The sequence below is a fragment of the Gordonibacter sp. Marseille-P4307 genome, assembly GCF_900604965.1.
In the GTDB taxonomy this organism is placed as follows: Bacteria; Actinomycetota; Coriobacteriia; order Coriobacteriales; family Eggerthellaceae; genus Berryella.
The window spans coordinates 199,926-212,727 of record NZ_UWPD01000001.1; the positions used below are offsets into that span (position 1 = coordinate 199,926).

At 62.1% G+C, this 12,802-nt stretch carries 9 protein-coding genes; 2 read left to right on the forward strand and 7 right to left on the reverse strand.

Annotated elements, in window-relative coordinates; genetic code table 11:
• Positions 1-6: 6 nt before the first annotated feature.
• On the reverse strand, positions 7-3,486 hold the full coding sequence (dnaE, locus tag EIH26_RS00915) for a DNA polymerase III subunit alpha (RefSeq protein WP_124060346.1): 3,480 nt from the start codon (positions 3,484-3,486) through the stop codon (positions 7-9).
• A gap of 294 nt (positions 3,487-3,780) precedes the next feature.
• On the opposite strand from dnaE, the gene EIH26_RS00920 reads away from it, so the two are divergent.
• Positions 3,781-5,955 carry a KUP/HAK/KT family potassium transporter gene (locus tag EIH26_RS00920; protein WP_124060347.1) on the forward strand — a complete coding sequence of 725 codons (2,175 nt, stop codon included), beginning with the start codon at positions 3,781-3,783 and terminating at the stop codon, positions 5,953-5,955.
• On the opposite strand, the gene EIH26_RS00925 is transcribed toward EIH26_RS00920, so the two are convergent.
• The 4 genes from EIH26_RS00925 to EIH26_RS00940 form a co-directional block, all read right to left on the reverse strand.
• On the reverse strand, positions 5,906-6,679 hold the full coding sequence (locus tag EIH26_RS00925; protein ID WP_241152715.1) for an acyl-CoA dehydratase activase: 774 nt from the start codon (positions 6,677-6,679) through the stop codon (positions 5,906-5,908). The genes EIH26_RS00920 and EIH26_RS00925 overlap by 50 nt on opposite strands.
• Positions 6,672-7,817, reverse strand: coding sequence for an aminotransferase class V-fold PLP-dependent enzyme (locus EIH26_RS00930; protein ID WP_124060348.1), 1,146 nt, complete (start codon positions 7,815-7,817; stop codon positions 6,672-6,674). Before EIH26_RS00930 ends, EIH26_RS00925 begins: the two co-directional genes overlap by 8 nt.
• Before the next feature lie 89 nt (positions 7,818-7,906).
• A complete protein-coding gene (locus EIH26_RS00935) occupies positions 7,907-8,215 on the reverse strand; it encodes a DUF3343 domain-containing protein (protein ID WP_124060349.1) in 309 nt (102 codons plus the stop codon).
• Between the two features lies 1 nt (position 8,216).
• The gene (locus EIH26_RS00940; protein WP_124060350.1) at positions 8,217-9,491 is read right to left on the reverse strand and encodes a double-cubane-cluster-containing anaerobic reductase; all 1,275 of its coding nucleotides are present in this window, start codon (positions 9,489-9,491) and stop codon (positions 8,217-8,219) included.
• A 329-nt stretch (positions 9,492-9,820) separates the two neighbouring features.
• Here EIH26_RS00940 and EIH26_RS00945 point away from each other — a divergent pair, with 329 nt between their 5' ends.
• Entirely contained in the window at positions 9,821-10,573 is a 753-nt protein-coding gene (locus EIH26_RS00945) for a leucine-rich repeat domain-containing protein (protein ID WP_164470933.1), read from the forward strand.
• Here EIH26_RS00945 and EIH26_RS00950 read toward each other — a convergent pair.
• Positions 10,570-11,820, reverse strand: a complete 1,251-nt coding sequence (locus tag EIH26_RS00950; RefSeq protein ID WP_164470934.1) for a chloride channel protein — start codon at positions 11,818-11,820, stop codon at positions 10,570-10,572. The genes EIH26_RS00945 and EIH26_RS00950 overlap by 4 nt on opposite strands.
• A gap of 133 nt (positions 11,821-11,953) precedes the next feature.
• Positions 11,954-12,781, reverse strand: a complete 828-nt coding sequence (locus EIH26_RS00955) for a formate/nitrite transporter family protein (protein ID WP_124060353.1) — start codon at positions 12,779-12,781, stop codon at positions 11,954-11,956.
• Positions 12,782-12,802 lie beyond the last annotated feature (21 nt).

Below are 12,802 nucleotides of genomic sequence, written 5' to 3' on the forward strand. Positions count from 1 at the left end.
GCCCGCCTACCAGACCACTTGCCCGAATAGCTGCTGAAGCTCGGATTTCAAAAATACGCTGGTGGAATCTACCGTGATGGGAAGTTCGGCCCGAAATTTGCGGCCGTCTTCCTGAGCCACGAACAGCACCACGAAGTCGTTGCCCGGATACTGGCCCAGAAGGCGGTTGAGCTGCTGGATCTTCGCCTGATCGAACAGATGGCACGGCACGCGCAGCTCGAAGTGGCCCGCACGCGCGCTTCCCGACGCCGCCGATTCGTCGCCTTCTCCCAGATCGAGTTCTTCGATGTCGTACGCAATGATCTGATCGCCCCGGTCGCCGTGCTCGAACTTTCCCTTGACCTTGACGATCTTGTCTTCCATGAGGGCGTCGGCGTTGTCGTCGTACTTGAAGCAGATGCACTCGACCGAGCCCGTCACATCCTCGAGATTGAACGTCGCCATGCGCTTGCCCGTCTTGGTGAGCTTGGTCACCACGCCGTTCACCATGCCGGCGAACACATCGGACTTGATGTCGCCCTTGTGGTCGGCCAGATCCCCCAACCGGTGCTTGGTGATCTTGGCGACGGCGCGCTCGTAGGGGCGCATGGGATGGTCGGAGACGTAGATCCCCAAGATGCTCTTCTCGTACGCAAGCTTCTGCCGTTTGGGCCACTCGATGCCGTCGGGCTCGGGGGTATCGTCCTCGAATCCGGAATCGGGATCGTCGCCGAACATGTCGAACATGCTGACCTGGCCGGCATCGCGGTCCTTCTGGGTCTTGGCGGCGCTGTCAAGCAGAGGCGTTTCGTCCACGAAGTACATCAGCTGCTTGCGCGTGTAGCCCGTCGAATCGAACGCGCCGCCTTTGATCAGCGCTTCGAGCGTTTTGCGGTTGTAGCATTTCGCATCGACGCGGCGCACGAAGTCGTGCAGCGAAGTGAACCCGCCCCGCGCCTCGCGTTCGGCGATGATGAGCTCGGCCACGTTGCGCCCGACGCCGCGCACGCCCACCAACCCGAAGCGGATTCCATCATCGACCGGGGTGAACTCGGCATTCGACGAGTTGATGTCGGGCGGCAGCACGGGCGTGCCGTTATGGTTGCAGCTGGCGATGTAGTGAATAAGCTTGTCGGTGTTGCCCATGTAGCTGGACAGCACCGCCGCCATGTACTCGTTGGGATAGTGCGCCTTCATGTAGGCCGTGCGCATGACCAGGATGGCGTAGGCCGCCGAGTGCGACTTGTTGAAGGCGTACTTCGCGAACTTCTCCGCGTCGTCCCATATCTTCTCGGCGATTTCCAGTGCGTAGCCGCGCTCGGTCGCGCCCTGGTTCCAGTCGGCCTGGAGCTGGCGCATGATATCGATCTTCTTCTTGCCCATCGCCTTGCGCAGCTTGTCGGCCTTGCCGGCCGAAAAACCGCTCATCTCCATGGACACCTGCATGATCTGTTCTTGATAGACCATGGTGCCGTACGTTTCCTCCAAAATGCCGCGCAGCCGATCGTCGTAGTAATGCGGTGCCACGCGCCCGGACGCAACCTTCACGTAGTCGTCCACCATGCCCGACTCGAGCGGGCCGGGACGGTTCAGCGCGATGGAGGCGACGACGTCGGAGAAGCGCTTGGGAGGCAAGCGGCTGAACAGGCTGACATACAGAGCACCCTCGACCTGGAACAGGCCGTCCATGTTCGCATCCTGCATGATCTTGAACGACAGCGGATCGTCGGTGGGAATCTCCTCGGGTACGATCTCGATACCGCGCGACGCCTTCACGTTGCGACATGCGCGCGAAAGAACGCCCAGCGTGCGCAGACCCAGGAAGTCCATCTTCAGCAAACCCAGATCGGGCGTGTAATGGCCGTCGTACTGGGTGATGATGCCGCCTCCCTTGGTATCGCGCTTCATGGGCACGTGATCGCTCATGGGATCGCGGCAGATGATGGTGGCGCACGCATGGACGCCCTCGTTGCGAAGGTGCCCCTCGATACCCAGCGCGGCATCGATCACGGTATGCACGTCCTCCTCGGCAGCGTAGGCTGCCTTGAGGTCGGGGTTTTTCTCCAGCGCTTCGGCGATGGTGATGCCCAGCTCGTCGCCGATCAGCTTCGTGATCCGATCGCCCACGCCATAGGGGTAGTCCAACACGCGCGCCGCATCGCGCACGGCGTTTTTGGCCTGCAGCTTACCGTAGGTGATAACGCCCGACACGTGATCTTCGCCGTACACCTCTTTGATGTGCTCGATCACCTCGCCGCGACGCTCGTCCTCGAAATCGACGTCGATATCGGGCATCTCCACGCGTTCGGGCGACAAGAAGCGCTCGAACAGCAACCCGTTGCTCAAAGGGTCGAGGTCGGTGATGCCCATCGCGTACGCGACGATGGCTCCTGCGGCCGACCCGCGCCCAGGACCGACGCCGATACCCTGGCTGCGGGCCCACTCGATGTACTCTTGCACGATGAGGAAGTACGCCGGAAACCCCTGTTGGATGACGATGTCCATCTCGTAGTCGGCGCGCTTCTGGGCTTCGTCGGGAACGGGATCCCCGTAACGTTTGACAAGGCCCTCCTGAACGCGCTTGCGAAACCAGCTGTCCTCGGTCTCTCCTTCGGGAAGCGGAAAGCGCGGCAGGATGGAGTCGCGCTCGAGTTCGACGTTGCATTTTTCGGCGATCTCGATGGTGGTGTCGCACGCCTCGGGAAACTCGGAGAGCGCCTCGCGCATCTCCTGTTCGGTCTTCATGTAGAACTGGTCGTTGGGAAAGCGCATGCGGTCGGTCTCGTTCACCTTGCGGCCCGTGCCGATGCACAGCAAGACGTCGTGGGCTTCGGCGTCTTCGCGCAAGAGGTAGTGGAAGTCGTTGGCCGCAACCGTTTTGAACCCGCACGTCCGGGCCACCTCGTTCAACTGGCGATTCATCTGCGTCTGCGACATGCCGCTGTCGGTGCGCACCTCGGGACCCTGGTTCTGCAGCTCGATGTAGAAGTCTCCGGGCGCAAAGCAGCTTGCCAGCTTCCGCGCCCACGCGCAAGCGTCGTCGAACAGCCCCTTGTCCAGATGACGCGGCACGATGCCTGCAATGCACGCCGACGTCGCGATAACGCCCTCTCCGTACTTCTGAAGCATGGTGAACGTCGTGCGCGGTTTGTAGTAGAAGTTATCGACGTGCGACTCGCTGACCAGCTTCAACAGGTTGTGATATCCCGTGTTGTCCTTCGCCAGCAAAATGAGGTGGAACAGGCGCGGCTTGCCGTCGCGGCGCAGCTCGTCATCGTCGGTGAAGTACACCTCGCATCCGTAGATGGGTTTGACCTTCTTGCCCGTCTCCCGTTCGACGGCGGCGCAGGCGTCGCACAGCTCCGGAACGCCCGACATGACGCCGTGGTCGGTGATGGCGACGGCCGGCATATCCAGATCGGCGGCGCGCTTCACCATATCTTTGATTTTAGTCATACCGTCGAGCAGAGAATATTCGGTATGGTTGTGCAAGTGGACGAACGCCATGTACGTGCCTCGAATCCGTAAGCGAGATGCTGTCAAACGCTGAAAAAAGCGCGGCCGGCTTGCTGAAAAGTCGGTACCGCGCCCTTTGGTTCCTGGAGGCTCAATCATAGCAGGAATCCGGTACGCAAGGCACCGAACAAACCGTGGAGAATTCCTCCGAACCCTCCCGCTGTTCGCCGACTATTCGGCGCTACCGCCTCCGTTTTGAAAGATTTCGGCGATTGCCCCCTTTCACCGCAAGGACGGTTGGAGTATAACGAGTCGTCATATTTTTTCGGGAGATCGAGACGTTTCATGAATGAGATTGAAACCGATTCGCCGATAGAGGAACCCCCTCGTACCGACACAATCAAACCTTCTGCAACAACCTTTGGCCCCGCGCATCGGACAACCGATAGGGTCCGCACGGCGAAAAGCCGCAAACCCCGCATCGGGCTTGCGCTCGTCGCCCTGGGGGTGGTGTACGGAGATATCGGAACCAGCCCGCTGTACGTGATGAAGGCGATCGTGAACGGCAACGGCGGGATCGAATCCCTCTCCGAGCAAACCGTGATCGGCGCGCTCTCCCTGATCATCTGGACCGTCACGCTCATCACCACCGTCAAATACGTGCTCGTCGCGCTCAATGCCGACAACAAGGGCGAGGGAGGCATATTCGCCCTCTACAGCTTGGTGAGGAAGCACTGTCCCCAACTCGTCGGCCTCGCCATCGTGGGGGGTGCGGCGCTTCTAGCCGACGGAATCCTCACGCCCGCGGTCACCATCACCACCGCCGTGGAGGGCCTGCGCACCGTCGGGCCCGTCGCACCGTTCTTCGAAGGAGGGCAGGCCCACGTGGCTCTGGTGGCCATCGGTATCATCGCTATCCTGTTCGGCGTGCAACGGGCCGGCACCTCCGCCATCGGAGGCGTGTTCGGAATCGTCATGACGTGCTGGTTCGGTTTTCTGGGAATCGCGGGTGCCGTCCAGTTGGCCGGATGCCCCTCGGTGCTGGCAGCCGTCAATCCGATGCACGCGATCGCGTTCGTCTTCTCGCCGGACAACCATGCAGGACTCATGATCCTCGGCAGCGTCTTTCTCGCAACGACCGGCGCCGAGGCGCTCTACTCCGACATGGGCCATGTGGGCAAAGCGAACATTTACGCCTCGTGGCCGATCGTCAAAACTTGCCTGATCCTGTGCTACCTCGGACAAGGAGCGTGGCTCGCGTCGAACATCGGCAATGCGGAGATCGCCGCCGTTGCAGATATGAATCCCTTCTTCCAGATGCTCGACCCGTCGGTGCGCCCCTTATCGGTGGGTCTGTCGACGGCGGCGGCCATCATCGCCAGCCAGGCGCTCATCACCGGTTCGTTCACCCTCGCATCCGAAGCCATGCGCCTCGACCTCATGCCGCATCTGCACCTCAAATACCCCTCGCAGGCAAAGGGCCAGGTATACATCCCCCGTATCAATCTGATGCTGGCGATCGGATGCATAGCCGTCGTTTTGTTCTTCAAATCATCCAGCGCCATGGAAGCCGCCTACGGTCTTGCGATCACCGTAACCATGCTGATGACCACCGCTCTTATGGGCGTCTATCTGTGGAAGCTCCGAGGGCTCCGGATTGCGGCCGCGGTGTTCGTCGCGACGTTCGCCTCGCTTGAAACGGGATTCTTCCTATCAAGCCTCTCGAAGTTTCCCCATGGCGGCTACATCACCGTCGCCATCGCCGCCGTGCTGGCCTACGTCATGGTCGTATGGCAGCGCGGCACGGCAATAGAGCGAAGCCAGGCCAACCTTTTGCCTCTGGCGCGCTACAAAGCCCAGATCGGCAGGCTTTCGGAAGATGCACGGCTACCTCTGACAGCCGACAACCTCGTCTACATCACCAAACCCGGGCGCATGGGCAAGATCGACCGCGACGTCCTGTATTCTATCCTCGACAACCGACCCAAACGAGCGCGGGCGTACTGGCTGGTCGATATCGTGGTCACCGACGATCCGTTCGAGCGCAGCTACGCGGTAGAGAGCTTCGGAACCGACTATCTGTTCCGCGTGCGCCTGAACCTGGGGTACAAATGCGGTCAGTTCGTGGACGAGTACCTTCACCAGATCATGGGCGATTTGATAGAGGCCGGAGAACTCCCCCTCCAGCAGCGCTCTTACTCGGTGTTCCGCAGGCCCAACCCCGTGGGAAGCGTGAGGTTCTGCTTCCTCAGGAAGTATGCGACCTCGAATAGAACCCTCAGCAACATCGACCGGTTCGTCATCAACTCAAAGTACGCCATCAGGCACCTCTGCGGAACCCCGATGCGCTGGTACGACCTTCAGGGAAGCTCGGTCGACATCGAGTACGTCCCCCTCTTCGGCCCTGCGCACCGGGCTGAAAAACTCTCACGCCAAAGCATCAAGCGCAGCCAGCTGTGTCCTGAGGCGATCAGCTCAGCGCCGCACCAATCGCCCCGGCAAAACGCGCCCGAGGGGTAGTATGCACCGGAGCCCCCAGGTGAGCCGATAGGCGCTCGACCACGTAATCGTTCTCGCACAGACCGCCGGTCAGATAGTATTCGCCGCTGCGCAGCTGGCCTACAAGCGAGCTCACGCGACTTACCACCGATTCGATGATCCCGTTGGCGATGTTTTCCAACGGCTCCCCCCGGCCGATCAGGGACACCACTTCGGAATCGGCGAACACCGTGCACACGTTGGTGATCGGGGTGGGCTGCCCCGCCCGCGCAAGTTCGGACAGCGTCGGCTGGGATACGCCCATGCGATCGGCCATGAGTTCGAGGAACTTGCCCGTGCCCGACGCGCACTTGTTGTTCATCACGAACTTTCTCACCTTGCCATCGGCTATCTGGATGATCTTGGTGTCCTGACCGCCCACGTCGATAACCGTCCCGTCGGCGCCGAACAGGTGCACCGCGCCCCGCGCATGGCAGGTGATCTCGGTCAGGGTGCGCGCCGCATACGGAACCGACACGCGGCCGTAGCCGGTGGCCACCACATCGCTGCCCTCGACCGCGTACCCACGCGCTTCGAGCTCGCGCGCAACGCGCTCGGACGCATCGACACTGCTGAAACCCGTCGGCGTCAGAAACGCCTCGATCAGCCTGCCTTCGTCCATAACCGCCACCTTCGTCGCGGTCGATCCGATGTCGATACCGATAGATGCCGTTTTCAGCCGAGGTTCATCCGCTTTCCTAGGCAAGCTCGCGCGCGATCTCTTCAAGTGCACCTACCCCCTCGTCGATCTCTTCTTCCGTGTTGAAATGCGAGAAGCTGAAGCGAACCACTCCCCGATCGGACGTCCCCAAAGCCTCGTGCATGAGGGGTGCGCAGTGGGCGCCCGCCCGCGTGCAGATACCGAAATCAGCGTTCAGGCGATCGGCGACGAGCGCCGAGTCGGCCCGACCCACATTCAACGCAACGATACCGCATCGCGCAGCATCGGGGGAGCCCCCGTAGACGCAAACGCCGTCGATCCGGGATACGGCCTCCTCGAAGCGACGAGCAAGGCTCCTGACCCGCGCGCCGACCGCTTCGATTCCCGCTTCCTCGAGATAGGCCGCACCGGCCGCAAGCCCCGCAAGCCCATGAGCGTTCAGGGTTCCCGCCTCGAGACGTTCGGGCATGAACGACGGATGGACGCGATCGTAGCTGTGCGTACCCGATCCCCCTACGCGATACGACGGAATCTCGAGCGCGGAGGAAAGGGCGATTCCTCCCGTCCCCTGGGGACCGAACAGGCTCTTGTGCCCCGTGAACGCTACGGCGTCGAAACCGTCTTCTTGCAGGTGGATCGGAATCGCGCCGGCAGTTTGGGCTGCATCGAGCACGAACAGCGCGCCGTGGTCGTGGGCGATGCGCGCCATGCGGCGGACATCGTAGACGTTGCCCGTGACGTTAGACGCATGAGTGGCCACCACCAGAACCGTTTCGGGACGAAACAGCTTCTCGTAGGTCTTAATGTCAAGGGAGCCGTCAGGCGCGATGGGGGCGATCGACAACGAGGCGCCATCGCGATCGACCTTGCGGTACAGCGGCCTGAGAACCGAGTTATGTGACGCGGCCGTGGTGATCGCATGCGAACCCGGAGGGAGCAGACCCTCGATGGCGGCGTTCAGCGCATCGGTGGCGTTGCAGCCGAACGCCACGCGACCCGCGCTCTGCGCCCCCAAAAGGCGGGCGATCGTTGCACGGGCCTCGTACACCGCCAAAGACGACGCGATCGAAGCCTCGTGAACGCCGCGTGCCGGACCGCCGAACGACTCGAGGGCGCGCACCACCGCCTCGGCTACCGACGGCGGCTTCATCAACGTGGTCGCCGCGTTATCGAAATAGATCATCGAATCGTCCCTTCATCGATGGACCTCTGCGCTCCAGGTGCGCAGCACCTTGCCCCCACTTTACCGCCTTCGGCAACGGCGTGCACGCCCTAGCAGTACCGGTCTCGGTACGGATCGATCTGCCGCGGAAGCGCCACGACTCCTTCAAGCGGTATGCCCCGATCATGCGCAAGCCGGCAGGCGGCAGCCGCGTCGTCGCCTCCCGCGAGAAGCGACACCCCGCAGCATGCGCGGGCCTGCCGCGGGGTCGGAGAGACACGCACGGACAATCCCTCCGCGCGCGCCTCCCCGAATAGGGCCATCGCGTCGTTATTGCTGGAAAACAGCAGGTAGCAGTCGATCACGCGCCCTGGATGATCCGCCCGCGCACGTTCGATCAGCTCCCCGACATCGATCATCCTAGGCGCCCAGCATCTCGACGAAGGCCCCGATGCGCGTGCGCAGCTGCTCGGTGTCGCCGTCGGAATAGTCCGTCTCGATGTTGAGGACGGGGAATCCAGCCTCCTCGACGGCGCGTTCGAGCGCGGGACCTTCCAGCTTGTACGTCGTGCAGAACGTAAGGTTCGTATTGATGATGCCGTCGACCTGGTATTCCCGCGCAAGGCGGATAACGTCGTCGATGCGTCCGGTGTTCGGAGTGAAGCATGCGCAGTTGTTCTTCATATAACGCTCGGACAGAGCGCGGAACTGACCCTCCAGCGTCGTCTGCGTCTCGTCCACCAGGTTCTCGAAATAACGCGTGCCCGTGCACATCTCCTCGCAGACCACCACGGCACCGCACGTCTCGATGATATGGTGCAGCTTCCAGTTCGGAACCGCCAGCGGCGTTCCCGTGATAAGGATGCGCTTCGAGCCGGCCGGCATGGCGCTTACGCCCTCGGCGATGCGCTGCTCCAGTTCGTCAGCCAGTTTGTTGCACATCTCGGCACAGCGCACCGGATCGTCGAAAAACGCGATCTGCATCATCAGCAACGCATCGGTGCCGCTTATGGGGGCGACCTTGGACTTGCGGGCATCGTAGACGCGGGCGAGAGCGCGGCGCTTGTCGTTGATCACCTTGATGGCGCGACCCAGGCCCTCCGGTGTCAGCTTGCTGCCGGTAACCTCTTCGACCATAGCTGCGAAGTCTTCGATCTCGCCCGCCCACTTGACGATGTCCCTCTCTCGCTTCATCTGCGGAACGTCCATGACGTACATCGGAGCGTCGTTCGCAAGAATCTCGTAGGCCTTCTTTTTGCCATCGCACGTGGTTTCCCCTACAAACACGTCGGCTATGCGGAAAAACGGGCAGGTGCGCCCGAGACGCGCTCCGACCGACGCCTTGATGAGAGGACACACGTCGCTGGGAAGAACCTGCTCGCCATCGGGGACCCAGAATTGGGATCCGCCGCACAGCCCCGTCACGATGCCGTTGCATGCCACAACCACCTCGTCGGGAACGTACACGCAAAACGTGCCGAACACCTTCTGGCCCCTCTTCTGCGCCTCGACCAACTCGGCGGGGCGAATGCCGTGGATGTCGGCGGTCACCATATCCCAATAGGCCATCCCGGCCGGCCGGTTATCCTGCGAAAGGAACACGTCGCCGAATGCCGTGGGAAGCACCGCACAGAGGTTATCGTGCGCTTCGAGATCCATGCCGAGTTCGGCCCACATTTCACTGCGTTCGTTCATTGCAGCTCCTTTTGTTGTGCCGCACGCCGCGCTGACCATATGAAATCGCCGCACGCCGCGTCAGCGGCTCGCCTGTGAATGAGAATGCAGAAACGAGGACCCCCAAGACCCCGCGCAGAATGCCGCGCCTGCAGATGGGCGTCGGCCGGCCTTTTCCCTCTTGCGAAACTTTATCACGACTGCGATCGGATGCACCCCGTCACTTTCATGCGCACTCCGCTTGGTCGCGTTCGATGCGTTATATTTACTTCGTCTGTCGCACCGAAGCGCAGCGAGACGACGCATCGGAGGCGCGCGAGCGCTGCGCTAACGCCTGCAAAAGGAGCCCCATGGATTTCTACAAGATGGTGTTTGCCGAGTACTCAGGCATGAACTCCTGCGTACGGATTCCCATCGGAGCCACCCATATCGGCCCGGGCGCGTTCCAGCGCAACCGCTACGTGCACGAAGTGGTCATTCCCGAAGGCGTGGTCGAGATCGAAGACGAAGCCTTCGACGCCTGCGTGAACCTCGAAGTCGTCTGCCTCCCTTCGACGCTGAGGCGCATCGGAAGGCGCGCTTTCAAGGGCTGCTGGCGCATCGACAGCATCCAGCTGCCCAAGGAGCTTGAAGTTATCGATGATCAGGCGTTTCTTAGGTGTCGCGGACTGAATTCGATCGAGCTTCCCCCCAGCGTGACCGCCATAGGCAAGGAGGCGTTCCGGAACTGCGTGTGCCTGAGATCCATCGCGTTTCCCCCGTGCCTCGCCACTGTCGAAGTCGGCGTCATGCGCGATTGCATGACACTTGAAGACGTGTCGCTTCCTTCCGACCTCGAGGTGATCGAGGACGACGCATTCAACACCTGCCCCAGCTTGGTGGAGGTAAACCTCCCTCCCAACCTGGGGTGGATCGGGCAGCGGGCGTTTCGCGCGTGCGGGGCGCTGAAGCGCATCAACATCCCCGCAGGCGTGCGCTCGCTTGAAGAGCGGGTATTCTACGGATGCCGCGTGCTACATGACATCGAGCTGCACGACGGTATCGAGTACGTGGACGAGACCGCCTTCGACCCGGATGCCGACCCTTTTGCCGAAAAGCCCTAATCTGACGGCTTTCCCCGGGCAAACATCTCGTCAAGCGACCAGGTGGCTCCGTCGTAGAGGTTCGCCGCATACGAGGGGAGCAGCCCCGCAAGCGCGGCGAGGGCGAAATACGGCGCGCAGGCGAAACCGAACAGCTCCACCCCCAGAAGAAACGCCGCAAAGGGACACCGCGCGCAGGCGGACAGGATCGCAACCACGCCCACGGCGGCTGCAAACGCAGAGGGTTCCCCGGTCATGGACGACCATGCCGCACCCGTCAAAGCTCCGATGCAGATAACCGGCATGATCTCACCGCCTTTGATGCCGAACCCCAGGCATACGGCAGTGAGCCCTATCTTAAATGCGACCTCGTAAAACGCGTGCGGGTCAGCCGTCAGGGCCGAAAGCACCTGCCACGACCCCGTCCCGTTCGCAACCGCCTCCCCCGTCACCGAAAACGCAACGAGCGACAACCCGCTTGCACACGCGGCGCCCACCACGACGCGTGCGAGATCGTTTGAGAACAACGCGCTTGAAGCCGTGTGGACCAGCTTGAGCGTCACGACGAACCCCAGACCGGCGCAGCAGCACAAAACGCTGACCATAATCGCCTCGACGAAAGCGTCGGGCGGCTCGGGGGCAGCGATGGGCATCTGCCAGGGATTATCCATCCCGATAAGCATTGCGGGAACCCACGAGGCGGCCACCGAAACCACCACGCTCGCCGAGCGGGCATCGAGGAGGTCGCGCATGCGCGGGCGCACCACCTCGACGACGAACGCAACCGCTGCGAAAGGAGCGCAGAGAAGCACCGAGAAGGCCGCCGCCATGCCCGCGGCGACAAGGAACCGCACCGAGGTCCCCTCGAGGCGAAACAAACGGGCAGTGCCGGCCGCCACCGATCCGCCCGACTGCAGTGCAGCCGCCTCTTTGCCCACCGAAGCGCCTCCCACGAGGCTCAGCGCAGTCGAGATCACGACAGCGAACGCCGTTTCGACCTTAAGGAGCCCCCCGCTTCTGGCCGCGTTCACCACCGACAGCGTCCCTGTGGAAAACGAAACACCCAGCACCCGGTACAAGCCGTACGATGCAAGCACGCAGGGAACCAGCAGCCCCCCTGCAAGGGGATGAAGCGAGAAGAAATGCTCCGACCCGTTCGCCGCGAAGGTGAGCAGAAGCGCGACGGCGCCCGAAATCGCGCCGATCAGCGTCGAACAGGCCGCCCATTTAAGCGCGTGCAGCCCGTGGTATGTTCCGTCATCCCTCACAGAAAGCGGGTCCCTTATGTCCGGCGACCAGCCGCACCGCGCACCCAAGCGCAGTGAGGCTGGTCGTCTTCATCACCTGTTCGCGTCTGCCGGCAAACTCGCGAACCCATCGGCAGCTCGCCCCTTGTCCGGCTTACGCCCGATCGCGCTTGCCGTAGGTGAACCAGTAGGCGATTCCCACCAAACCGCCCCCCACGACATTACCCAGCGTGACGATGACCAGGTTCAACACCACACCGCCCAACGTGACCGCGCCCGGGGTTCCGATTCCGGCCACCGTGTTCAGCAAAAGACCCATCGGAAGAAACGCCATGTTGGCAACGCAGTGCTCGAAGCCCGCCGCCACGAAGGCCGAAATCGGAAGCAGAATGCCGACGATCTTGTCAACCGTGGTGCGCGCGCCGAACCCGATCCACACCGCCAGGCACACGAAGATGTTGCACATGATCCCCTTGAAGAACATGGTTTCGGGAGCGAGCACCACCTTTCCGGCCGCCACGCCCACCATAGCCGTGCCCACACCGCCGCTGTTCAGCAGATAGACCTGAGCCATATAGATAAGGAACACGGCCAGAAGGGAACCGGCGAGGTTACCCACCCAGACGATACCCCAGTTCTTGAGCATCTGGCCCCACGAGATCTTTCCCGACGCCCTGGCGGCCACCATCAGCGAGTTCCCGGTGAACAGCTCGCAGCCGCAGCACAGAACCAAAACCAGGCCCAGACAGAAGCAGATTCCGCCCACCATGCGCTGCGCCGCGAACGGCATGGTCGCATCGCCCAGGAACACGCAGAAGTACATGCCGCCGAAGGCGATGAACGCACCGGCCAGCATAGCTGCCACAAACGTCTTCGCGGCGGTCATCTTGGTCTTTCCCACCGCCAATACCTCGGCCTTCGCCTCGATCTCGGCCGGACCCAGCGCGTCCGGCTTCACCAACTTGACGTCCTCAGAATTCATACCATCCCGTCCTTTCATCGC